Consider the following 21,148-nt stretch of genomic DNA (forward strand, 5'->3'; position numbering starts at 1 on the left):
AAGCGATCAGGCGGCGACGCGGCGGACAGCGTCCACCAGCTTGACGGGGTCGAACGGCTTGACGATCCAGCCGGTAGCGCCGGCGGCGCGGGCGCGCGCCTTCTTCTCCACGTCGCTCTCGGTCGTCAGCACCAGCACCGGGGTCGTGCGGTGGTTGGGGTTGGCGCGCACGCCCTCGATGACCCCGAAACCGTCCATGCGGGGCATGTTGATGTCGGTGATGATGACGTCGGCGCCCTTGGCGTCCAGCGTCTCCAGCCCGTCGACGCCGTCGACGGCCTGGATCACGGTATAGCCCGCATCTTCCAGCGCCATCAGCAGCATGTCGCGCATGGTGCGTGAATCGTCGATCGTCAGAACAGTCTTGGTCATGCCAACGCCCCCTCGGTGTTGAAGTCCGGCGCGCCATAGGCGGCCCATTGTTCCGTCCAGTATTGGGACACAGACCCTAAACTTAGGTTGACGCCGTCGGCCGCCCACGTCTTTCGCGCCGACAACAGAATCTGCAGGCACAGGCCGCCCAGACGCTGGACGGCGGAGGCGTCCAGAACTACCGGGTGACCGCGCAGGGCCAGCAATTCCGCCTTCAACGGCTCGGCTGCATTCAGGTCCAGAACGTCGGACAGGATCAGGCTTTCAGTCATCAGAACTCCTCCCAGCCGTCCTCGACGGCGGTGGCTTGAGGCTTGGGTGCGGCGCCGCCTCGGCCGATGACCTTCAGAGCGGCGGCCATGTGGCTCGACGGCTTGGCGACGGGCGCGGGGGTGCGAACCGGCGCGGGCGAGGCGGCGCGCGACGGCGAAGACCCGACACGGAACTGGGCGACCGAGGCCTGCAGGCTTTCCGCCTCCTGGGCCAGCGAGTGGCTGGCGGCGGTCGACTGCTCGACCATGGCGGCGTTCTGCTGGGTGACCTGGTCCATCTGGTTCACGGCGGTGTTGACCTGCGCCAGGCCGACGGCCTGTTCCTGGGCCGAGGCGGCGATCTCGGTGACCAGGCTGTCGATTTCGGCGACGCGGTCCACGATCCGTTGCAGGGCCTCGCCGGTCTCGCCGACCAGTTTCACGCCTGCGCCGACTTGGCCGGTCGAGGCCGAGATCAGGGTCTTGATCTCCTTGGCGGCTTCGGCCGAACGCTGGGCCAGGGCGCGGACTTCGGAGGCGACCACCGCAAACCCACGACCGGCCTCGCCGGCGCGCGCGGCCTCGACGCCGGCGTTCAGGGCCAGAAGGTTAGTCTGGAAGGCGATCTCGTCGATCACGCCGATGATCTGGTTGATCTGGGTGGACGAGCCCTCGATGGCGGTCATCGCCTGGACGGCGTCGCGCACGATCACGCCGCTCTTTTCGGCGTCCCCACGCGCCGCCTGGACCACGTCTGAAGCCTGGCGGGCGCCTGAGGCGGTCTTGTTCACCGTGGCGGTGATTTCATCCAGCGCGGCGGCGGTTTCCTCCAGCGAGGCGGCCTGCTGTTCGGTGCGGCGCGACAGGTCGTCGGCGGCCTGCGAAATCTCGCCGGCGCCCGAGCGGATGCCCGAGACGTTGTTGACCACCACCGAAACGGCCTGCTGCAGCTGGGAGATAGCGGCGTTGAAGTCGGTCTTCAGCTGAGCCGATTTGGCATTGAACTCGATGTCGATGCGGTGGGTCAGGTCGCCGTTCGACATGGCCGACAGACCTTGGCCCAGGGCCGCGATGGCACGGGCGTCCTCGGCGGCTTCGCGCGCCTTGTCCGCTTCGCGTTCGGCGCGTTCCTGCTCGCTCATGGAGCGATGGGCCGTGGCTTCTTGTTCGACGCGAACCTTCTCGATCGCCGCGTCGCGGAAGGCCAGGATGGCCTGCCCCATCTTTCCGAACTCATCCTTGCGCTCGGCGCTGGCGACCTTGATGTCGGTGTCGCCGGCCATCAGCTTCTGCATATAGCCGATCATCGTGAAGACCGGCCGCACGATGGACCGGGTTGCGACAAAGCCGGCCATCAGGGCGATCACCAAGGCCGAGATCAGGCCGACAATCGTAGCGATCAGCGCGGTGCGGCTGGCGGTGTCCTGAGCTTCGACCGCCGCTTTCAGCGCCGTGTCGTTGGCGGCCTTGATCGCGTCAACCGCCTCCTCGACCGGCGCGACAAAGTTGTCAGCGCTTCCGTTGCGACCGACCATCTGCACGGCCTGGGCGCCGCGACCGTCTCGGACCATCGCCGAACCGGCTTCGACGACATTCTTGTACCAGACCGCATTGCCCGCGACGGCCTTGTCGATCAGGGCGGCGCGATCGGCCGGCAGCTCGCCACGCAGTTCATTCATGGCCGCGAGGAACTTGGCGCGGTGCGCGTCGACGCGCTCGAGATAGTAGGGATCCTGAGACAGTAGATAGCCGCGCAAGGCGTTCTCCTGGCGGGCCATATAGAACTCCGCAGTCGCCGTGGAGCGGTTGGCCTGGTTTTCCACCGTGCGCACTTCACCAGCGGCCTCAAGCTGCAACAGGCTGGCGATGATGATGGCGCCCATGACGGCGATCGCCGCCAAAACGAGGCCAAAGGCCGCGAACAGCTTGCGGCCGACGGGCATATTCTCGATCAACTTCAACTCAGCATCCCCCGATGGATCGGTTACTCAGAACGAATAGGTGGCGGCGGCGACAAGGCGGCCCTCGTAGGGCTCGCCGACACTGTGGCGGTCGGTGTCGTACCAGCGCAGATCGACGGCCAGGGCGTCGGTCAGCTTGTGTTTGGCGCCGATGTTCCAGGCATTGTAATCGACCCCGCCGTCGGCCATCCGATTGGCGACGGCGGCCGAAACCTTTGTCTTGGCGGCGACGGCGACCGTGCCTTGCAACTCCAGCCACCAGGCTTCTTTCGTGGCGGCGAAACCGTCGGGCGAATAGTTGACGCGCAGGCGCGTCGACACCGGGCCCATCTTGCGTGAAGCGTCCGCCTGATATTCCCAGTAGTTGTTATCGACGCCGGCGCGCGACCCTGGCAGGTCGCGGTTCATGATCCCAAGATCGAAGGAAAAGCCGCCCGCTTTCGGCCGCCAACCGACCATACTGACGATTTCCATGTCGTAGCCTTGAGCGCCGGCGGCGTCCGAGACGAAGACGCTGGCGTAGCCTTCGCCGAAGCCGACTTCCGCCTTGGCGAAAGGTGCAACGTCCTGATTGCTCTTGCCCAGCCCTTTGCCGACATACTGGCTGGCGACACCGACATCGAGGCCGAACGATTGGGCCTGGGAGGTGACCGGCGCCGCGAGGCCTACTGCCGCGGCAACAAAAAAGGCTGACGAACGAAACATGATGACCCCTGAAGCTTCTGCATTCTGAAGCCCAAGGATGAGGCGATGATTAATATCAAATCTGAACCGAGCGCTATGTAGGATTGCGTATCCGTTCCGACGCTTATGGCGCAGTCCGACCGCGCTTCACGCGACACCGACGACGGCGGATCGGACATTTTTTGGAATACGTAGGTTCACGTAGGTCCAAAAGCCCTGTACAAAAGTTGTCAGAAAAGTGTCGAAGTTCGTTGGATCGGGTACAACACGTCCATGCTCATGAGCTCACGTCACCTCGCATTGATTTCGCCTGCGGTCACCTAGCCACGCCGATGATCCTCCGATCAAAGACAGGGTGGAACGGAGTCTTGATCGCATGTTCAACGGTGCTTATTGCGACGCTTATTCGCAGCGTTCTCGAACGGTTTGGAAATTTCTATTATCTTCCGCTTGTTCCGGCGGTGATGACGACGGCCTTGCTGGCTGGAAGACTGGCCGTGGTGCTTGCGATACTGTTGGCCATAGGAGCCAATCTATGGCTGGTGCAACGTGAGGACGTGCTGGACGCCGCAACGAATGCGGCCCTGTTCGCCGTCATCGCCTGGGTCATCGCAGAAGTCTGTCGTCGGTTGATCGACGCGCTGGAACAGGCCCGCGCCCTGACGCGTGATCTAGGTGGTGTGGACAAAGTGCCTGACCCACAGGCGGATTGAAGCGACGAGGACGAAACCGAGGAAGCTGTCGGCGGTCTTGTCGTATCGGGTCGCCAGTCGGCGGCTGTGTTTGAGCCTTGAGAAGCAGCGCTCAACGAGGTTCCTCAGGGCGTAGATATGACCGTCGATGACGGGCTGAACCTTGCGGTTCCGCCTTGCGGGAATGACGGCGACGACATCCCTGGCGTCAAGGTCGGCCAGGATGAAGTCGGCGTCGTATCCCTTGTCGGCGAGCAGCACGCGAGGCTGTGGGCCGGGTTCGTCCATGACCGGCGCATAGCCCTTCACATCGGAGACCTGACCGCCGCTCAGCGTGACCGCAACAGGGAGGCCCAAAGCGTTGCTGCGGAGATGGATCTTGGTCGAGAAGCCACCGCGAGAGCGGCCAAGACCCTGGTCCTCATCCCCTTTTTTAGCGCGCCGGCGGCGTGCTGATGGGCGCGGATGATGGTGGAATCGATCATCTGGACGCTGCCATGCCCTGCGCCGGCCTCGTTCAGCGCCTCCAGCATCACCTCCCAGGTCCCCGCCAGCGTCCAGCGCCGGAACTGCCGATAGACCGAGTTCCACTCGCCGAAATGGCTGTGCAGGTCACGCCAGGCCGTGCCTGTCCGAGCGATCCAGAACACTCCGTCCAGCACCCGTCGGTGATCACGAGGACGCCGCCCCCGTCTCGGCCCCTTCTCGACAACGAACGGCTCGAAGAACGCCCATTCCTCGTCCGACATCAAACCACGAACCAACGCCACTCTCCGCAAAGAGCAGCCTTGAATCAGTCATCTGGTGATTTGGGAATCCACTTTGTCCACACTACCTAGCGGTGCGCGAGATGCTGCTCGACACGATCGTGGCTTCCACCCCGATCGTGACTCTGGACCGCGAGGGGCGGACGCGTCGAGTGACCCCTGCGGCCGCTAATCTGTTGCGCGTGGATCGTCTGGCGGCGATCGCCCAGCCATTCGGGTCGCTGCTGCCGGGGTTTGACGAGACGGCCCTGACGAAGGCCCGTCAAGGCGGCGAGGTTCTCGCACCATCGTCCGGCCCGTGGACGAGCGGGCCGTCGCCCCTGCCCGGCCCGCCCCTGACGCTTCACGCCAACGTCCTGCCCGACGACATCTCGCCAGAGCACATCATCCTGACGCTGGGCGATGACAGCGAGGCCGAAACAATCCGGCGCAGCGAAAGAGATCTGATCGCCAGGTTGAGCAAAGTCTGGCGTCTGAACTCGATGGGGGAGATGGCCGCGACACTGGCCCACGAACTGAACCAGCCGCTGAGCGCCGCCGCCGTCTATCTGCATGCCAGCCAGGTTGAGCTGGCAGGTCTGGGGCCAGCAGCGGACGGCCCGACCAAGACCATCGAGTTGGCAAAGGCGCAGTTGCTGCGTGCGGGAGACATCATCCGTCGCATGCGCGAACACGTCGCCACGGGGGCTCGGTCCGTTACAGAGGAACGCGCGTCGCTGATCGTTCTGGACCTTGCGCCTGTCTTCGCCCTGATCGGACAGGATACCGACACCCCTGTCGATCTGGACATGGAAGAGACCGACGATCGGGTGCTGGTCGACCGCATCCAGATTCAGCAGGCGTTGGCTAATCTGGTGCGCAACGCCGTGGATGCGGTCATCGGACGCGAGGGCGGACGTGTCACCCTGACGGGACGCTCGCACGGATCGGATGGCTATGAAATCGCGGTTTCGGACAACGGCGACGGCATACCTGCGGAGCAGATGGACGACATCTTCCATCCGATGACCACCACCAAGCCCGGCGGCATGGGCCTGGGTCTATCCGTGACGCGTTCGATTGTTGAAAGTCACGGGGCCGCTCTGGTCGTCAGCCGTAATCCTCAAGGCGGAGCGACATTCTCGTTCTGTCTGCCTCGCCTCACGGAGCCCGACCTCCCATGAGCTCACATTCCGTCTTCATCATCGACGACGACCCTTTCATGCGAGACGCTCTGGTGCTGATGCTGCGGGGGGCGGGTTTCCGGGCGCGCAGTTTCGTGAGCGCCGACGACTTCCTGGTCAATCTGCCTTCAGACAAGAGCGCCTGCGTCATCACCGATGTGAAGATGCCGGGGCTTCAGGGTTCTGAACTCGTTGGGCGTCTCAAGAGCCTGCGCGGCGACACTTGGCCGGTGATCGTCATCACGGGTCACGGCGAGGTGGCGCTTGCGGTTCAGCTGATGAAGGCGGGCGTCGTCGATTTCGTCGAAAAGCCGTTCGATCCACAGCGGATACTGGACGCCGTCTCCAGCTGCCTGGCCTCGTTGACCAGTCTGGAGGCCGAACGCATCGCGCGCGACGACGCCAAGGCCCGACTGGACACCCTGACCCCGCGCGAGCGGCAGGTGTTCGACGCCCTGATCGACGGCTGTTCCAACAAGGAGATCGCGCAAAGGCTGGAGATCAGCCCGCGCACGGTGGAAATCTTTCGCGCCAAGGTGATGACGAAAATGCAGGCCGCGAACCTGTCCACCCTGGTCCGGATCGGAATGCGCGCCGGCGACGCTTGAGCCGGACGAGATTCGTCGCCACCTTAGTCGCGACATGAGCGACCGGTCCGCAGGCCTCGCCCCGTCCCGCGTGACTGCGGTCCTGGGGCCCACCAACACCGGCAAGACCCATCTGGCGGTCGAGCGGATGCTGGGTCACGCCTCGGGCATGATCGGCCTGCCGCTGCGGCTGCTGGCGCGCGAGATCTATGAGCGGATCGTCAAACAGCGCGGCGCGGCGGCCGTCGCCCTGATTACGGGCGAGGAAAAGATCGTCCCGCCGCGCCCACACTATTTCGTCTGCACCGTCGAGGCCATGCCGCTGGAGCGATCGGTCGAGTTTCTGGCCATCGACGAAATCCAGCTGGTCGCCGACCCCGAACGCGGCCACGTCTTCACCCAGCGGCTACTGCACGCGCGCGGCCGGTTCGAGACGATGTTCCTGGGCGCCGGCACCATGGAGCCGCTGATCCGCCGCCTTGTCCCGGACGTGGAGATCGTGACGCGCGACCGGCTGTCCACCTTGTCCTATGCGGGGTCCAAGAAGCTGACCCGCCTGCCCCGCCGCAGCGCCATCGTCGCCTTCTCGACCGACCGGGTCTACGCCATCGCCGAACTGATCCGGCGTCAGCGCGGAGGCGCGGCCGTGGTGATGGGCAGCCTGTCCCCCCGCACCCGCAACGCCCAGGTGGCGCTGTATCAGTCGGGCGAGGTCGATTTCCTGGTCGCCACCGACGCCATCGGCATGGGGCTGAACATGGATGTGGACCATGTCGCCTTTGCGGGCTTGAGGAAGTTCGACGGGCGGCGCACCCGCTGGCTTTACGCCCATGAGATCGGCCAGATCGCCGGGCGGGCGGGCCGACATCTGCGCGACGGCACCTTCGGCGTCACGGCCGAGGCCGAGGATCTTGACCCCGATCTGGTCGAACAGGTGGTTGAGCATCGGTTCGATCCGATCGAGGCGGCGGAGTGGCGGAACGCCCGGCTGGATTTCGACACCCTGCCCGATCTGCTGCGCTCGCTGACGGTGACGCCCCAGCGATCGGGGCTGAGCCTGACGGCGGAGGCGCTGGACGAGACCCTGCTGCGGCGTCTGATCAAGGACGAGGAGATCGCGCGCGTCGGGCGCTCGCGCGGGGCGGTCATGCGTCTGTGGGAGGCGTGCCAGTTGCCCGACTTCCAGAAGACGACGCTGGATGAACACGCCCGGTTGGCCAAGGACGTCTTCCACGCCCTGACCGGCAAGCGGGGCCGGCTGACCGACGACTGGATGGCGCCGCGCTTCGCCTTCGTGGATCGTGACGACGGTCAGATCGACCAGCTGTCAGCGCGGCTGTCGGCGGTGCGCACCCTGTCCTACATCGCCAACCGGCCGGACTGGGTCCACGATGCGCAAGGCTGGCGCGACAAGACCCGCGCGCTGGAAGATCGGCTGTCCGACGTGCTGCACGAGCGGCTGACCGCCCGGTTCGTGGATCGCCGCACCACCGCCCTGATGCGAGCGTTGAACGTGCGCGAAGACACGTTTGCAGGCGTCGCCGAAGACGGCGAGGTCACGGTCGAGGGACAGGTCGTCGGCCAACTGGAAGGCGTGCGTTTCCAGATGGAGAAGGGTTCGTCGGCCCTGGAAGACCGCACCCTGCGTCAGGCGGCCGTGCGTGCGGTGACGCCCGAGATCAACCGACGGCTGGGACGTCTGGCGGCCGAGACAGATGACGGGTTTTCGGTCACGCCGGACGGGGCGGTGCTGTGGCGCGGCGTGCTGACGGCGCAGATCAACGCGACGCCGCAGGGGGTCGATCCGTTCACGCCCTCCGTGCGCCTGCTGGGCGACTTGGGACCGACGCCCGCCCGCGAGCGCGCCCAGCGCCGGATCGAGGCGTGGCTGGCGGCGGAAGCGGGCCGTGCGCTGCGCGATCTGCGACGGCTGCGTCAGGCGGTGGAGGCGGGGACATTGAAGGGCCTTCCGCGCGGCATCGCCTTTCGCCTGATCGAGGCCGGCGGCGTGATCGACCGGCGCGAGGTCGAGCGCGATCTGGCTGCGCTGAGCCAGGTCGAGCGCCGTACGCTGCGCAGTTTCGCCATCCGCATCGGGGCGCATTCGGTTTGGCTGCCCGGTCTTCAGAAGCCGCGCGCCCGCCATTTCGCCCAGGCCTTCGTCGCCGCGCCGTTGATTCCGGCGACGCCCGATCTGATCCCCGCGCCGGTGGAGCCGCCGTCGGCGCGGCTGTTGTCCGCGCACGGATTGCGATTGGCGGGACGGTGGCTGGTGCCGGTCGAGACGCTGGAGAAGATGGCCGAGCTGCGGGCCGCCAATCACGGCCGGCTGTCCGACGAGGCCCTGACCGATCTGGGCTGGCGCGCCGATCAGGCCAAACAGATCATCGCCGCCCTGAAGGTCGAACGCGCCCGCCTGCCCGACAAGCCGGGCGCAGCGCCCAAGATCGTCAAGGACTCGCCCTTCGCCGCCCTCGCCGCCCTGACGGAGGCGCCGCCCGCGCGGCCCAAGCGTCGTCGCCCGCGTCGAAAGGCGAAGGCTTGAACGAGAACGCCTGTCGCATCGACATCTGGCTATGGCGCGCGCGGTTCGTGAAGACGCGCGGCCTGGCGGCCGGTCTGGTGGAGCGGGGGGCGGTGCGGCTGACGCATCAGGGGCGCGAGACGCGTCTCGACAAGCCCAGCCGGTGCGTTCACGTCGGCGACCTGCTGACCTTCGCCCAGAACGGACGCGTCACCAGCCTGAAGGTCGAAGGGCTGGGCGAAAGGCGCGGGCCTGCCGAAGAGGCCCGCGCCCTGTATTCGCTTACGGTATAAATTGCCTCAAGTAGCGCGAAGCGCGGTAGGCTCAAAAGAACGGCCTCAAGTCGCGCGCAGCGCGGTAAGCCCTACTTCTGAATGACGAACTCGCCTTCGATGTGCAGCTTCACCTCGTCGGAAACGGCCGGCAGGGCGTAGTTGATGCCGAAGTCCGAGCGTTTGATGGTCGCTTCGCCGTCGAAGCCGGCCTTGTAGGCACCCATGACGGTTCCGGCGCCGTTGAACTCGACCTCGATGGTGACGGGCTTGGTCACGCCCTTCAGGGTCAGATCGCCGACCACGGTCGCCTCGTTGGCGTCATCGGCGTCGACCGTGACCGAGCGCGAGACGAAGGTCGCGGTCGGGTATTGGGCGGTGTCGAAGAAGTCGGCGGTTTGCAGGTGGGCCTTCAGACGGTCGTCGTTGGGCGCCACGTCGGTCAGCGGGATCGTCGCGGTCAGGGTCGAGGCCGACGGGTTGGCCGGATCCAGCTTCAGCACCGCCTTCACGTTCACGAACTGGCCCGTATAGGTCGACAGGCCGAAGTGATTGACCGACCAGGTGATCTTGCCGTGGCTGGATTCCAGATCGTAGGTCCCGGCGGTGACTTCGGCGGGGTTCTTGGTCAGAGCGGCCTGAGCCACGACCGCGCCGCCTGCGATCAGGCTTAGGGCGGCCGCGCCGACGACGGCGTATTTCATGAAGGGGGTGCGCATGGGGAGTTCCTGTCGATGGGGCGGATATGCAATCAATACAGTTGCGATTAGGCGCTGTTCTGTCAAGGCGCTGCGAATGGCTCTCGCCTTAAGCCGCGCTGTTGACAGTTGGTTGCGTGGCCGCCATGTCGCAGGCCTCCCGCCCACAGACCGACACCCGTTTTTCGCCCAATGACCTACATCGTCACCGACGCCTGCGTGAAATGTAAGTTCATGGACTGCGTTGAAGTGTGTCCGGTGGACTGCTTCTACGAGGGCGAGAACTTCCTGGTGATCGCGCCCGACGAATGCATCGACTGCGGCGTGTGCGAACCGGAATGCCCGGTCGACGCCATCGTGCCGGACACCGAGGACGAGCCGGACGGCAAATGGCTTCAGGTCAACGCCGAATACGCCAAGGTCTGGCCCAACATCACCGTCAAGGGCACGCCCCCCGCCGATCGTGAGCAGTACGAGCGCGAAACCGGCAAATACGAGAAATACTTCAGCCCTAAGCCGGGCAAGGGTTCCTGATTTAAGGACTGGCGGCGCTCAAGCCTTGCCGTATTTGCACGTCCGCCCTGTGGACGTTTTGAAATTCCGCAGATTTGTGATAGGTTCTGTTTCATTGGATCGGGCGGTCCGCGAAATCTTCGCGCCGCCCGTGTTTGCGACAGAATCCCGCCCTAGACGGGATCGGCCAGAGGTTTGGTGATCCGTTTCCGCTTTTGACGCCCAACATCATCCCCTCCGACGGAGCGATCCGGCGGGTGAGATCCTGTTTGCGTTTCCTGCGCCTTCGTTTCGCCCGGCCCTGACCGGGAAAGGACGATTATGACGAGCAAGACTGGTCTGGAGTTCAAGGTTGGCGACGCGGTCGTCTATCCGGCGCACGGCGTCGGCAAGGTGGCGGCGATCGAGACCCAGGAAGTCGCGGGCATGTCGCTGGAGGTCTATGTCGTGACCTTCGACCACGAGAAGATGACCCTGCGCGTCCCGACCAAGAAGGCCGTCACGGCCGGTCTGCGTTCGCTGGCCGCCGACGACGTCGTGACCAAGGCCCTGACCACCCTGAAGGGCCGCGCGCGCATCAAGCGCACCATGTGGTCACGTCGCGCCCAGGAATACGAAGCCAAAATCAACTCGGGCGACCTAATCTCCATCGCCGAAGTGGTTCGCGATCTGCACCGCGCCGACACCCAGCCGGAACAGTCCTATTCGGAGCGCCAGCTCTATGAATCGGCCCTTGACCGCATGGCGCGAGAAGTCGCCGCCGCCAACAAGATCGACAAGGACGCCGCCGTCGAGCTGCTCGCCAAGTCGCTCAGCGCCAAAAAGCCGATCCCGACCGCCGAAGCCGCCTAAGCTTCGAGTTTCGGACAAAAGAAAAGGCCCCGGAGCGATCCGGGGCCTTTTTTTGTTTCTGCCTCGTCTCAATCGACACTCAGCCTGCTCGCGTCATTCCGGGGCGTCCGAAGGACGAACCCGGAACCCAGGAGGCATGCATCAGGCTTTAAACGGATCCGGCAATGCGCGTGCGGCCCTGGGTTCCGGGTTCTTCGCTCCGCTCAGCCCCGGAATGACGAAATGGGAAGCGCTGCTGCCGCCGTCAGAAATATTCGGCGTTGGCCGGGCACTGAGCGCTGATGCGCCGCGCGGTGATGCTGGCGGGGATATAGGGGGTGCCCCGCACGATCTGGGCGCCGCCGCGGAAGCTGAAGCTGGTTTCCGTGTAGGTCCCATTTAGGCGAACAGCGATGCGACGGCCCTTGCGGTCCTGGCAGGTTCCCTCGAAGCGGGCGTTGCCGTTGCCGACCACGCGGGTCGGATAGGTGCAGCGCCACTTGTTGGTCGACAGGCCGCCGAAGAATCGGTTGATCTCGCTGGGCCGCACGCACTTCTGCTCGGTGTCGCGCTGACCCACCGCGCTGGTGGTGTATTCCCAGTAGCCGGGCAGGACTTCGGACTGAGCGGCAGTCTGGGCCGGGGCGATGGCGGGCGAGGCCAGCATGAAGCCGCCGGCCATCACCGGGGCCAGGACGGCGAGCGCGCGCTTGGGCAGACGGTCGATCAAGGACGGACGGGACATGGAAGCCTTCTGTTCTGCTTGGTCTCTTTTGGGGTCGTCATCATATGGGCCATACAGGGCGGCATTTGAATGACGGCTGAACGAGGCATGGGGACGATGGGTCCAGACGCGGCTTGACGCCGAACCGCCTCTTCCTTTATACGGCCCCCTCTCGCGCGGGCTGGTTCCCGCGCGCAACTGTTTCATGCGTCCTCTCCCACGCTCGGGCTGGACGCCGCACCTTAAGGATCTGACGATGTCGCGTCGTTGCGAACTCACCGGTATCGGCCCCATGGTCGGCCACAACGTGAGCCACTCGAACATCAAGACCAAGCGCCGCTTCCTGCCGTCGCTGAAGACGGTCAAGGTCACGTCGGAAGCCCTGGGCCAGACGTTCAGCCTGCGCATCTCGAACGCTGCGCTGCGCACCCTGGACTACAAGGGTGGCCTGGACGTCTTCATCGTCAAGGCCCGCGACGAGCAGCTGTCGATCGCCGCTCAGCGCATCAAGCGCCAGATTCGCGCCAAGCTGGCCGAACAAGCCGCCGCCTGATCGGCGACCGCGACATAGAGTTCTGGAAGAGGCCGGTGGAAACACCGGCCTTTTTCTTTGCGCCATTGCCCGCTCGCGCTAGCCTGTCGCCTCAGACGGGGAGCGGTTCATGCGCATCAAGATTTTGCTTTTGGCCGCAGCCAGCGCCCTGACGCTGTCGGCCTGCGCCACCGTCGCCCAGCCGGCACCGACGCCGCGTGAATCGACCGCCTTCACCCTGGCCACCGATCAGCCGCTGACGCCGGAACAGCAGGCGATGCAGTTCGACAAGGCCGATTTGTCGATCAAGGTCCTGCCCGAAGACAAGGCCATCGACGCGGTCGCCGTGCTGGACTTCACCGCCAAGGCGCCCCTGACCGCTCTGGTCGTCGAACTGGATGCGCTGCTGACGATTTCCTCGGTCCAGATCGACGGGGTCGAAGTCGCCGTCGATCGCTGGTCCAACCCCGAAGGCCGGCTGACGGTGCAGCTGCCAGAGACCCTGGCCACGGGCCGGTCGGCAGCCCTGCGCGTCGCCTACGCCGGCCAGCCGCGCGTGGCGCCCCGTGCACCGTGGGACGGCGGCTTCGTCTGGTCCACCGCGCCGTCGGGTGAGCCGTGGATCGCCACGGCGGTTCAGGGCGAGGGCTGCGACATCTTCTGGCCCTGCATCGACAGCCCGCATGGCGAACCGGGCCGGGTCGATCTGCACATCACCGTCCCGTCGACCCTGTCGGCGCCGTCCAATGGCCGCTTCCTGGGCAAGGTCGATCACGGCGACGGCTGGACCACTTGGAACTGGTCGGCGAAATCGCCCAACACCTACGCCATCGCGCTGAACGTCGGGCCCTATGAAGAGGTGTCGGGCGACTACGCCAGCCGGTTCGGCAACACGATCCCGATGCGCTACTGGCATCTGAAATCGGACACGCCCGAACAGGTCCAGGGCCTGTTCGCCCAGTTCCCCAAGATGCTGGACTTCTTCGAAGCCACCGTCGGCCCCTTCCCCTTCGGCGACGAGAAGATGGGGGTGGTCGAGACCCCGCACCTGGGCATGGAGCACCAGACCATCAACGCCTACGGCAACGGCTACAAGATCGACGGGCGGGGCTATGACTGGCTGTTGCAGCACGAGTTCGCCCACGAATGGTTCGGCAATCAGCTGACCAATCAGAACGCCGACGACATGTGGCTGCACGAGGGATTGGGCAGCTATATGCAGCCGCTCTATGCGCGGTGGTTGCTGGGCGACCGCTATATGCAGCGCGAACTGGCCAATCAGCGCGAGGGTTTGCTCAACAAATATCCCGTCGTTTCAGGCACGCCCAAGACCGAAGACGAGGTCTACAAAGGCGACGTCGGGCCGGGCCTCGACATCTACAACAAAGGCTCGCTGATCAGTCATTCGCTTCGCATGCTGATCGGCGACGCGGCCTTCCACGACGCGCTCACGCGTCTGGTCTATGGCCGACCCGACCCCCGGCCGGGCAACTTCGCGCCGCTGTACCGGTCCACCGGCGACTTCCTCGCGATCATCAACGACGTCACGGGCCAGGACTACGGCTGGTTCTTCCGCGGCTATCTCTACAACGCCGCCCTGCCGGTTCTGAACCAGACCCGTGAGGGCGATGTGCTGAAGCTGGAGTGGACGACGGGCGATGGCGGCACCTTCCCCATGCCGCTGGAGGTCGAGATCGACGGGCGCGTTCAGATCGTGGCCATGACGGGCGGGCGCGGCCAGATCGCGGTTCCGGCCGGCGCCCATGTCCTGATCGATCCGCAGAACAAGGTGCTGCGCCAGATGGACGTGATCGACGCGCTTCAGGCCTACAAGGCGGCGCAGAAGCCGAAGTAGCGACGGGTCAGGCCGCCGCCACCGTCACCGACTGGCGCACCATCTGACAGCGCTCCTGCGTCGTCAGGAAGGCGATGTCCGCCGCATCGCGCCCGCAGGCGATCCGCACCAGGCCTTCGACCGGCGCCAGGCCCGTCGGGTCGACCAGCCACCAGCCGTTGTCCAGCCAGACCTCGAATATGGCGTGGAAGTCGGGCGGACTGAGTTGGTGGGCGAAGGCGCTGACCGCACGCGCCGGAATGCCCGACGCCCGGCACAGGGCCATGCCCAGATGGGTGAAGTCGCGGCACACGCCGGCCCGGTCGATAAAGGTGCGCGCCGCCGTAGTTTCGGTGTCCGACACGCCGTGCTCATAATCGACGTTCTCGGTGATCCAGTTCAGGATCGCCAGCACCCGTGCGCCGCCCGCCGTGTCGCCGAACTCGCGCGTCACGAAGCGGCCGAACTGATCCGACGGGCAATAGCGGCTGGGCTGGAGATAGGGCAGGACCTCGGCGGGCAGCTCGCCCCAGTCATGCTGGGATACGCTGGGCGGCAGGCCCTTCAACACGCCGTTCTCGACCACCGCCTCATAGGTCAGCTTGATCTCGCCCTCGACATGGCAACGCAGGGTGCGGGCGCCGAAGTCGACGTCCTCGTCCTCATGGAAATCGACCGGCGGGTCGAAGGTCAGGGTCTCTTCCAGAATGTCCTGGCCCGGCCAGTGGGCGACCTGGATCTTGTAGATGGCGTCCGTCGGCGGATCGAAACGATAGACGAGTTCGGCGCGGACGCGCAGTTTCATGAAAATCTGCCGATCAAAGGGAGATGAGAAGGTTGCTGGTGAACGCCACGCGGTCTGGGCCGTTCCGTGGCGGTCCGCGCCTTCTGGCCTGTGCAAATCGACAAGACAAGACAATGTGTTAATCTGAGCCCCATGATCGCTTCCCCTGCCCTTCTCGCTCTTCGGGAAGCCACCGCCCCAGCCCACGAGACCCTGGAAGTCCAGGCCCGGATCGAGCCGCGTCTGTCAGATCACGCCACGCGGGCGGCGACCGTAGCAGCCTTTTACCGCTTCCATGCCGGACTGGAGCCGCTCAGTCATCCGCTGGCGGCGGGGTTGAACGCCGAACTGGGCGCTGGCTTCGAACCGCGATCACGTGCGCAAGGGATCGCCCAGGACCTGACGATACTGGGCCAGCGCGTTCCCCCGCCGGCTCACCCGGCTGCGCCGGCTTCCGCTGGAGAGGCCTTGGGCTGGGTCTATGTGGCCGAAGGGTCGATGCTGGGCGGTCGCATCATTCGGCGCCGGCTGGCCGCCGAAGGTCGCGATCTGGACGGCCTCGGCTTCTTGGATCCCTATGGCGAAGAAACCGGCGCACGCTGGCGCGCCTTCATGGACTTGCTGGACCGGGCCTGCGTCAGCGGTCGCGCCACCGTCGAACAGATTGTTAAGGGCGGCGTCGACGGGTTCGCCTTCGCCCACCGCACCTTGCAACCCCCGCCGCAGGAGGCCGCGGCATGACCGAGACGCTTGACCTGGCCGACGCCGCGCTGAACGAGTGCGATCGCGAGCCGATCCACATTCCTCAATCGATCCAGCCGCACGGCTTCATGCTGGTGCTGGATCTGCAATCCCTGACCATTCGCCAGGGGGCGGGCGCGATCGAGGATCTGACGGGCCGTAAGGTCTGGATCGATCGCACCGTCGCCGACGTGCTGGGCGATGTCGCCGACCGGGCCGTGCGCGCCATGGCCGCGCATCAGGAGGCCGGCTTCGCCTGTCGCTGGCGCGCGACCAATCGTCTGGAATACGACGTCGTGGTGCACCGCGCGCCGGGAACGACGTCCGGCACGATCAACGATCTGATGATCATCGAGGTCGAGCAGAGCTCGCAGCAGGCCCGGCTCGGCGTCGATCTGATCGCCAACCTGGACGCCGCAGGCGTCGCGCTGGAACGGGCGGTGACGATCCAGACGGTGTGCGAGCGGGCGGCGGACGCCTTCCGACGCCTGACCGGTTTCGACCGGGTGATGATCTATCGCTTTCAGGACGACGAGGCGGGTCAGGTTGTCGCCGAAAGCCGCGCCGATGGGTCCGGCTCCTTCCTGAACCACCATTTCCCCGCGACCGACATCCCCCAGCAGGCGCGCGCCCTTTATCTGCGCAACCCTGTGCGGGTCATTCCGGACAGCCGCTATACGCCCCAGCCCCTGCGCCCCATTGCGCCCGGCGAGGCGCCGCTGGACATGAGTGACAGCGGCCTGCGCTCAGTGTCCCCGATCCATCTGCAATATCTGCGCAACATGGACGTTCGGGCCTCCGCGTCCGTGTCGATCATCGTCGATGACGCCCTGTGGGGCTTGGTGGCCTGCCACAACGCGTCGCCCAAACTGCTGCCCTATGAGCTGCGCGTGGGCTGCACGGCTCTGGCGCGCAATCTCGCGCGACAGCTGAAGTCCCGGAGCGACGCCGACCTGTATCGCGAGCGGACGCGCCTGCGTCGGATGGAGGACGAACTTCTTTCGCGGCTGTCGCCAGACCGGCCGATGCGAGAGGCGCTGGCTGAAAAGGCCGACGCCCTGATGCAGCTGACCGGCGCGGACGGTCTGGCCATCGTCAGCGACGGCGACATCCAGACCTTTGGCCATACACCGCCCGAAGACGGCGTACGCGTTATCGCCGCCTGGGCTGCGGGACGCCCGGGCCTGCGCCCCGTCTCGTCGCACAATCTGGCCTCGGTTCTGCCGGCCGCCGAGGCCTGGAAGACGCACGCCAGCGGCCTGCTGGCGGTGACCCTGCCTCTGGATCAGCCGGTGTCGCTGCTGTGGTTCCGTTCGGAGGTGCTGGAAACGGTGCGCTGGGCCGGCAATCCCGCGACGGCGGAGAAGACGGGCCCCAACGCCGTTCTGACGCCCCGCGCCTCGTTCGAAAGCTGGTCGGACACCGTCTCGGGCCACGCACACCGTTGGGGCCCCGCCGCAGTCGAGTCCGCAGCCCGGCTGAGGGACGCGCTGGCCGACTACGCCGCAGTCCATCAGGTCCGGCGGCTGAACCGATCGCTGCAGGATCGCCTGTCCGAGCGCGACCTGCGGCTGGAGCAACAGCAGTATCTGATCCGCGAGGTGAACCACCGGGTTCAGAACAGCCTGACGCTGGTGTCCAGCTTCCTGGGCCTTCAGGCGCGCGAGCTGGCGAGCGGACCGGCCGCGTCGGCGCTGAACGAGGCGCGACGGCGTGTGCGGGCCGTGTCGGGGGTCCACAGCCGCCTGTATCAGAGCGACCAGGTCACCACCATCGACATGAGCCGCTACATCGGGGATCTGGTCGACGACCTGGGCTCCAGCATGGGGCCCGATTGGGCCGCCGCCATCGAAACCGATCTGGACCCGGTCTGCATCGAGCCAGGGCGCGCCATCACCATCGGCCTGATCCTGACGGAACTGATCATCAACGCCCAGAACTACGCCTATGGCGGCAAGCCTGGTCCGCTGCAGATCGCCTTCCAGGAAGACGGCGCCTTCTTCCGCATGACGGTGGAGGACGAGGGCGCCGGCGGGCATCTGGCCGGCAAGGGGTTCGGCTCGATGATGATCAAGAGCCTGGTCGGTCAGCTGGACGGGACGATCGACTACCGAGACCGCGCGCCGGGCCTCAGCGTCGTGTTGCGAGCGCGGATCGACCCGCTCGTTTAAGGCGCGGCGTGACGGCGCCTGTGGCGTCAGGTCGCAGGGCGCCGTAAGAGCCGGGCCATGTCCGCTATGGCGTTTCGTCCCTCCTCGCGCGCCTTTGCGCTGATCGTTCTGCTGATCGCGGCCAGTGTGCTGGGCCTGGCGCCCATTCTGGTGCGGTTGACCGAGACGGGACCGGCGGCCGCGGGTTTCTGGCGGTTCCTGTTCGCCCTGCCCCTGCTGACGATCCTGGCGTCGCGCGAACCGGGCGGCGTCGGCGCGCCGTCGAAATGGGCGCTGCTGGCGGGCCTGTTCTTCGCCCTGGATCTCAGCTTCTGGCACTACGGCATCGTCATGACCTCGGTCGCGAACGCCACGGTGCTGTGCAACCTGACGCCGGTCGTCGTGACCCTGTTCGGCTGGTTTGTGCTGAAGGAGCGGCCGCACCGGCTGTTTATCCTAGCCCTAGCCCTGGCCATGGGCGGCGCCTTCGCCATGGCGGCGGGCGCCGATGGCGGCCAAGGGACCAATCCCATGCTGGGCGACCTGTTCTCCCTGTCGGTGGCGGTCTGGTACTCGGGCTATTTTCTGGCGGTGCAGGCGGCGCGGCGCACGGCCGGCGCGATGCGGGTGACCTTCTGGGCGACCCTGCTGGGCGCGCCCCTGCTGCTGATCGTCGCCCTGGCTTTGGGCGAAGCTGTCATCCCCGCCGGGCCAGCCGGCTGGGCCGCCTGCGTGGCAATGGGCGTGATGCACGTCTTCGGCCAAGGCGGCGTGGCCTGGGCACTGGGCAAGTTGCCCGCCTCGGTCACGGCCGTGACCATCCTGATCCAGCCGGTTGTCGCGGGCCTGCTGGGCTGGTGGATCTTCGGCGAGACCCTGACGCCGGTTCAGGCCCTGGGCGGCGCCCTGGTGCTGGGTGCCATCGTCCTGGCGCAGCAATCGCAGAGGGCGAAGCCCGACGGGCTCAAGCAGCGCAAAGCGCGGTAGCCAAAAAAGAAAACGGGCGCGGGAGAAACTCCCGCGCCCGCCTCTAAGCCTTGAAGGCTGGATCGACTTAAAGGACCTTGAGGTCGATCGCCGAGGTCTTGCCGCGCTGGTTTTCCAGCTCGTATTCGACCTTGGCGTTCTCATCGAGGCCCTGAAGTCCGGCCTTCTGAACGGCGGTGACGTGAACGAACACGTCGGAGCCGCCGCTATCGGGCTGGATGAAGCCGTAGCCCTTGGTGGGGTTGAACCACTTGACCGTGCCGGTCGCCATGTCTGCGTCTCCGTAAACGCGCTTTTCCAGGCGGATCCCCCTCGAGGTGACCCGACAATCCATCTGGACAGCTCGTTCAGGCGAAGGAGCGAAACGCGGGTTTGGACCCCACGCGAAATCCGGACTGCAGCGATGTTGTCACCCGGCTTTTCCAGACGGTCAACAGCAAAGCGAGTCGCACCGGACGCATTCAGACTTAACGACAGAGGCCCCACGCGGCCCCGTCGATGTGCAGATGGTTGGCGTGGGCGGCGTTGTAGTCCGGCGTCAACACCGTCGAGAACAGCTGGCAGGCCCCGTCGCGCAAGGCGTGCAGGAAGCGACCGCCCGGCTCGCCTGCGGGCCCATCGCCGCGCCAATCGTTTAGAACGCTGACGGTCCGCCCGTCCTTCAAGGTCACCGCTGCGACATCCAGCGCATTGGCTTTGGCATGTTCGCTGGGCCGCTCGGTCTCGTCCTGCGAGCCGTAGATGCGGCGGCACGAATAGGTGCCATAGTTTTCCACCCGTGCTGGGGCCGAGCCCAGAATGTCGCGCGAGGCCGGGCGCAGCACCTGTCGATCCCAGATGACGTAGCGGACCGCCAGCGGGCACTGCATGACGACGTCGGCGGGCGCCAGAGGCGTCACCTCGCCGCCCGTGATCCGCACCGCCCCGCGCACCACGCAGAAGCCGCCGTCGTCGCGGTCGGGCGCGCGTTCGACCTGAACCCCCGCATTGCGCAGCGCCTGCATACAGGCCTCGGTCGCGCCCTCGACAGTTTCGGGGGTGGCGGCGGTCGGCACATCGAATCCGGCGACCTTGGCAGCTGTCGCGCGGCCCAAAGGCCGATCCAGATCCAGCGGCTTCCACGGCAGGTCCTGGGGCGGGGCGAAGGCGTTCAGCAACGCAAAGCCAGCGCAGACCAGCAGCGCCAGCTCCCACACCAGATTCCACATGTCCGCCAGATCGCGCTTCATTCGGCCCCTCGGAGGCCGGACGGGCCCGGCGCCTTAACGCCCAGCTTCGCAGTCGGCTCCCTCGCCCTTGCTCTCTGCCGGCCCTCGGCCCACTCTCTTGCCATGGGAAAGAAATCCGACGCCTATGACGCCGAGCTGGAACAGATCCAGCTGGCCATCGTCCAGACCCAGGCCTGGAGCATCGAGCATGGCTCGCGCGTGGTCATCGTGCTGGAGGGGCGCGACACCGCCGGCAAGGATGGCGCGATCAAGCGCCTGACCGAACATATGTCGCCGCGCCAGACCCGCGTCATCGCCCTGCCCAAGCCCAGCGACCGCGAGACGAGCCAGTGGTATTTCCAGCGCTATGTCCCGCACCTGCCGGCGGCGGGCGAGACGGTGATCTTCAACCGATCCTGGTACAACCGCGCCGGGGTCGAGCCAGTCATGGGTTATTGCACGCCAGAGCAGTACGCCCAGTTCATGGCCGACGCCCCGCGCTTCGAGCGGATGCTGACCGACGACGGGATCATCCTGATCAAGATCTGGCTGGATATCTCGCGCAAGGAGCAGGCCAAGCGTTTGAAGGAACGCCGCGAGGATCCGTTGAAGAAGTTCAAGCTGTCGTCGCTGGACGCCGAGGCCGAGGCGCGGTTCGACGCCTATTCCGACGCCCGCGACCGGATGCTGGACGAGACCGACCGCGACTATGCGCCCTGGACCGTCGTCGCCACCGACGACAAGAAGACGGCGCGCCTGAACATCGGCCGCTACATCCTGTCGGTGCTGAGCCACACCAGCATCGACATCAAGAAACCGGATCCCGACGTGGTCTTCAGCGCCGGCAAGGCCAAGGGCAGACTGGCGCGGTGA

Annotated in this window: 22 protein-coding genes and 1 pseudogene; 13 read left to right on the forward strand and 10 right to left on the reverse strand. The window is 65.9% G+C overall.

Features of this window, described 5'->3' with window-relative positions:
* Positions 1 to 6: 6 nt before the first annotated feature.
* Genes DT343_RS09460 through DT343_RS09475 form a run of 4 tightly spaced genes read right to left on the reverse strand, consistent with a single transcriptional unit; the run spans position 7 to position 3,289 of the window.
* Positions 7 to 372: a response regulator gene (locus DT343_RS09460; RefSeq protein WP_017505900.1), complete on the reverse strand. Its 366-nt coding sequence runs from the start codon at positions 370 to 372 to the stop codon at positions 7 to 9.
* Positions 369 to 644 carry an STAS domain-containing protein gene (locus DT343_RS09465; RefSeq protein ID WP_112862703.1) on the reverse strand — a complete coding sequence of 92 codons (276 nt, stop codon included), beginning with the start codon at positions 642 to 644 and terminating at the stop codon, positions 369 to 371. Before DT343_RS09465 ends, DT343_RS09460 begins: the two co-directional genes overlap by 4 nt.
* Entirely contained in the window at positions 644 to 2,566 is a 1,923-nt protein-coding gene (locus DT343_RS09470) for a methyl-accepting chemotaxis protein (protein ID WP_181669223.1), read from the reverse strand. The genes DT343_RS09465 and DT343_RS09470 overlap by 1 nt, the downstream gene beginning before the upstream one ends.
* A gap of 45 nt (positions 2,567 to 2,611) precedes the next feature.
* Positions 2,612 to 3,289 carry a TorF family putative porin gene (locus tag DT343_RS09475; protein ID WP_112862705.1) on the reverse strand — a complete coding sequence of 226 codons (678 nt, stop codon included), beginning with the start codon at positions 3,287 to 3,289 and terminating at the stop codon, positions 2,612 to 2,614.
* Positions 3,290 to 3,732: 443 nt separating this feature from the next.
* Here DT343_RS09475 and DT343_RS09480 point away from each other — a divergent pair, with 443 nt between their 5' ends.
* Complete coding sequence (locus DT343_RS09480) at positions 3,733 to 3,981, forward strand: hypothetical protein (RefSeq protein ID WP_181669170.1); 249 nt, start codon at positions 3,733 to 3,735, stop codon at positions 3,979 to 3,981.
* Here DT343_RS09480 and DT343_RS09485 read toward each other — a convergent pair.
* A pseudogene (locus DT343_RS09485) lies at positions 3,940 to 4,709 on the reverse strand (IS5 family transposase). The gene DT343_RS09480 and the pseudogene DT343_RS09485 sit on opposite strands and share 42 nt — an antisense overlap.
* Before the next feature lie 101 nt (positions 4,710 to 4,810).
* Here DT343_RS09485 and DT343_RS09490 point away from each other — a divergent pair.
* The 4 genes from DT343_RS09490 to DT343_RS09505 are packed head-to-tail and all read left to right on the forward strand — an operon-like array spanning position 4,811 to position 9,294.
* On the forward strand, positions 4,811 to 5,890 hold the full coding sequence (locus tag DT343_RS09490) for a sensor histidine kinase (RefSeq protein WP_220116660.1): 1,080 nt from the start codon (positions 4,811 to 4,813) through the stop codon (positions 5,888 to 5,890).
* Complete coding sequence (locus DT343_RS09495) at positions 5,887 to 6,498, forward strand: response regulator transcription factor (RefSeq protein WP_112862706.1); 612 nt, start codon at positions 5,887 to 5,889, stop codon at positions 6,496 to 6,498. The genes DT343_RS09490 and DT343_RS09495 overlap by 4 nt, the downstream gene beginning before the upstream one ends.
* A gap of 34 nt (positions 6,499 to 6,532) precedes the next feature.
* Complete coding sequence (locus DT343_RS09500) at positions 6,533 to 9,022, forward strand: helicase-related protein (RefSeq protein ID WP_112862707.1); 2,490 nt, start codon at positions 6,533 to 6,535, stop codon at positions 9,020 to 9,022.
* Positions 9,019 to 9,294: an RNA-binding S4 domain-containing protein gene (locus DT343_RS09505; protein WP_039246231.1), complete on the forward strand. Its 276-nt coding sequence runs from the start codon at positions 9,019 to 9,021 to the stop codon at positions 9,292 to 9,294. Before DT343_RS09500 ends, DT343_RS09505 begins: the two co-directional genes overlap by 4 nt.
* Positions 9,295 to 9,365: 71 nt before the next feature.
* Here DT343_RS09505 and DT343_RS09510 read toward each other — a convergent pair whose 3' ends face one another.
* On the reverse strand, positions 9,366 to 9,992 hold the full coding sequence (locus tag DT343_RS09510) for a YceI family protein (protein WP_112862708.1): 627 nt from the start codon (positions 9,990 to 9,992) through the stop codon (positions 9,366 to 9,368).
* 171 nt (positions 9,993 to 10,163) lie between these two features.
* Between DT343_RS09510 and fdxA the strand changes: the two genes are divergently transcribed.
* Positions 10,164 to 10,505 (forward strand): ferredoxin FdxA, encoded by a 342-nt coding sequence (fdxA, locus tag DT343_RS09515; RefSeq protein ID WP_017505910.1) that lies wholly within the window; start codon positions 10,164 to 10,166, stop codon positions 10,503 to 10,505.
* Positions 10,506 to 10,805: 300 nt separating this feature from the next.
* On the forward strand, positions 10,806 to 11,336 hold the full coding sequence (locus DT343_RS09520) for a CarD family transcriptional regulator (protein WP_055753908.1): 531 nt from the start codon (positions 10,806 to 10,808) through the stop codon (positions 11,334 to 11,336).
* 244 nt (positions 11,337 to 11,580) lie between these two features.
* Here DT343_RS09520 and DT343_RS09525 read toward each other — a convergent pair whose 3' ends face one another.
* The gene (locus DT343_RS09525) at positions 11,581 to 12,060 is read right to left on the reverse strand and encodes a DUF3617 domain-containing protein (RefSeq protein WP_038294089.1); all 480 of its coding nucleotides are present in this window, start codon (positions 12,058 to 12,060) and stop codon (positions 11,581 to 11,583) included.
* Between the two features lie 235 nt (positions 12,061 to 12,295).
* Here DT343_RS09525 and rpmB point away from each other — a divergent pair, with 235 nt between their 5' ends.
* Positions 12,296 to 12,592 carry a 50S ribosomal protein L28 gene (gene rpmB, locus DT343_RS09530; protein ID WP_026108540.1) on the forward strand — a complete coding sequence of 99 codons (297 nt, stop codon included), beginning with the start codon at positions 12,296 to 12,298 and terminating at the stop codon, positions 12,590 to 12,592.
* Positions 12,593 to 12,701: 109 nt separating this feature from the next.
* Positions 12,702 to 14,426, forward strand: coding sequence for a M1 family metallopeptidase (locus DT343_RS09535; protein ID WP_112862709.1), 1,725 nt, complete (start codon positions 12,702 to 12,704; stop codon positions 14,424 to 14,426).
* Positions 14,427 to 14,433: 7 nt separating this feature from the next.
* On the opposite strand, the gene DT343_RS09540 is transcribed toward DT343_RS09535, so the two are convergent.
* On the reverse strand, positions 14,434 to 15,210 hold the full coding sequence (locus DT343_RS09540) for a transglutaminase-like domain-containing protein (RefSeq protein ID WP_112862710.1): 777 nt from the start codon (positions 15,208 to 15,210) through the stop codon (positions 14,434 to 14,436).
* A gap of 132 nt (positions 15,211 to 15,342) precedes the next feature.
* On the opposite strand from DT343_RS09540, the gene DT343_RS09545 reads away from it, so the two are divergent.
* From DT343_RS09545 to DT343_RS09555, 3 genes are read left to right on the forward strand one after another with little or no spacing between them, the layout of a single operon-like run.
* The gene (locus DT343_RS09545; protein ID WP_112862711.1) at positions 15,343 to 15,930 is read left to right on the forward strand and encodes a biliverdin-producing heme oxygenase; all 588 of its coding nucleotides are present in this window, start codon (positions 15,343 to 15,345) and stop codon (positions 15,928 to 15,930) included.
* Positions 15,927 to 18,101, forward strand: coding sequence for a histidine kinase dimerization/phosphoacceptor domain -containing protein (locus DT343_RS09550; protein ID WP_112862712.1), 2,175 nt, complete (start codon positions 15,927 to 15,929; stop codon positions 18,099 to 18,101). Before DT343_RS09545 ends, DT343_RS09550 begins: the two co-directional genes overlap by 4 nt.
* 57 nt (positions 18,102 to 18,158) lie before the next feature.
* A complete protein-coding gene (locus tag DT343_RS09555) occupies positions 18,159 to 19,067 on the forward strand; it encodes a DMT family transporter (protein WP_112862713.1) in 909 nt (302 codons plus the stop codon).
* Positions 19,068 to 19,134: 67 nt separating this feature from the next.
* On the opposite strand, the gene DT343_RS09560 is transcribed toward DT343_RS09555, so the two are convergent.
* Both DT343_RS09560 and DT343_RS09565 read right to left on the reverse strand, forming a co-directional pair.
* Entirely contained in the window at positions 19,135 to 19,338 is a 204-nt protein-coding gene (locus tag DT343_RS09560) for a cold-shock protein (protein ID WP_017505920.1), read from the reverse strand.
* Positions 19,339 to 19,534: 196 nt separating this feature from the next.
* Entirely contained in the window at positions 19,535 to 20,296 is a 762-nt protein-coding gene (locus DT343_RS09565) for an extensin-like domain-containing protein (RefSeq protein ID WP_112862714.1), read from the reverse strand.
* A gap of 102 nt (positions 20,297 to 20,398) precedes the next feature.
* Between DT343_RS09565 and ppk2 the strand changes: the two genes are divergently transcribed.
* On the forward strand, positions 20,399 to 21,148 hold the full coding sequence (gene ppk2, locus DT343_RS09570) for a polyphosphate kinase 2 (RefSeq protein ID WP_112862715.1): 750 nt from the start codon (positions 20,399 to 20,401) through the stop codon (positions 21,146 to 21,148).

It is taken from the genome of Brevundimonas vesicularis, from assembly GCF_900445985.1.
In the GTDB taxonomy this organism is placed as follows: Bacteria; Pseudomonadota; Alphaproteobacteria; order Caulobacterales; family Caulobacteraceae; genus Brevundimonas; species Brevundimonas vesicularis_D.

Excerpts from the sequence above, each read along its gene's own strand:
- DT343_RS09550 (WP_112862712.1), top strand. The coding sequence starts at position 15,927 with ATGACCGAGACGCTTGACCTGGCCGACGCCGCGCTGAACGAGTGCGAT.
- DT343_RS09475 (WP_112862705.1), bottom strand. The coding sequence starts at position 3,289 with ATGTTTCGTTCGTCAGCCTTTTTTGTTGCCGCGGCAGTAGGCCTCGCG.
- fdxA (WP_017505910.1), top strand. The coding sequence starts at position 10,164 with ATGACCTACATCGTCACCGACGCCTGCGTGAAATGTAAGTTCATGGAC.
- DT343_RS09535 (WP_112862709.1), top strand. The coding sequence starts at position 12,702 with ATGCGCATCAAGATTTTGCTTTTGGCCGCAGCCAGCGCCCTGACGCTG.
- DT343_RS09470 (WP_181669223.1), bottom strand. The coding sequence starts at position 2,566 with ATGCCCGTCGGCCGCAAGCTGTTCGCGGCCTTTGGCCTCGTTTTGGCG.
- DT343_RS09480 (WP_181669170.1), top strand. The coding sequence starts at position 3,733 with ATGACGACGGCCTTGCTGGCTGGAAGACTGGCCGTGGTGCTTGCGATA.
- DT343_RS09545 (WP_112862711.1), top strand. The coding sequence starts at position 15,343 with ATGATCGCTTCCCCTGCCCTTCTCGCTCTTCGGGAAGCCACCGCCCCA.
- DT343_RS09540 (WP_112862710.1), bottom strand. The coding sequence starts at position 15,210 with ATGAAACTGCGCGTCCGCGCCGAACTCGTCTATCGTTTCGATCCGCCG.
- rpmB (WP_026108540.1), top strand. The coding sequence starts at position 12,296 with ATGTCGCGTCGTTGCGAACTCACCGGTATCGGCCCCATGGTCGGCCAC.
- DT343_RS09460 (WP_017505900.1), bottom strand. The coding sequence starts at position 372 with ATGACCAAGACTGTTCTGACGATCGACGATTCACGCACCATGCGCGAC.
- DT343_RS09565 (WP_112862714.1), bottom strand. The coding sequence starts at position 20,296 with ATGAAGCGCGATCTGGCGGACATGTGGAATCTGGTGTGGGAGCTGGCG.
- DT343_RS09510 (WP_112862708.1), bottom strand. The coding sequence starts at position 9,992 with ATGCGCACCCCCTTCATGAAATACGCCGTCGTCGGCGCGGCCGCCCTA.
- DT343_RS09520 (WP_055753908.1), top strand. The coding sequence starts at position 10,806 with ATGACGAGCAAGACTGGTCTGGAGTTCAAGGTTGGCGACGCGGTCGTC.
- DT343_RS09495 (WP_112862706.1), top strand. The coding sequence starts at position 5,887 with ATGAGCTCACATTCCGTCTTCATCATCGACGACGACCCTTTCATGCGA.
- ppk2 (WP_112862715.1), top strand. The coding sequence starts at position 20,399 with ATGGGAAAGAAATCCGACGCCTATGACGCCGAGCTGGAACAGATCCAG.
- DT343_RS09490 (WP_220116660.1), top strand. The coding sequence starts at position 4,811 with ATGCTGCTCGACACGATCGTGGCTTCCACCCCGATCGTGACTCTGGAC.
- DT343_RS09500 (WP_112862707.1), top strand. The coding sequence starts at position 6,533 with ATGAGCGACCGGTCCGCAGGCCTCGCCCCGTCCCGCGTGACTGCGGTC.
- DT343_RS09525 (WP_038294089.1), bottom strand. The coding sequence starts at position 12,060 with ATGTCCCGTCCGTCCTTGATCGACCGTCTGCCCAAGCGCGCGCTCGCC.
- DT343_RS09465 (WP_112862703.1), bottom strand. The coding sequence starts at position 644 with ATGACTGAAAGCCTGATCCTGTCCGACGTTCTGGACCTGAATGCAGCC.
- DT343_RS09555 (WP_112862713.1), top strand. The coding sequence starts at position 18,159 with ATGTCCGCTATGGCGTTTCGTCCCTCCTCGCGCGCCTTTGCGCTGATC.
- DT343_RS09560 (WP_017505920.1), bottom strand. The coding sequence starts at position 19,338 with ATGGCGACCGGCACGGTCAAGTGGTTCAACCCCACCAAGGGCTACGGC.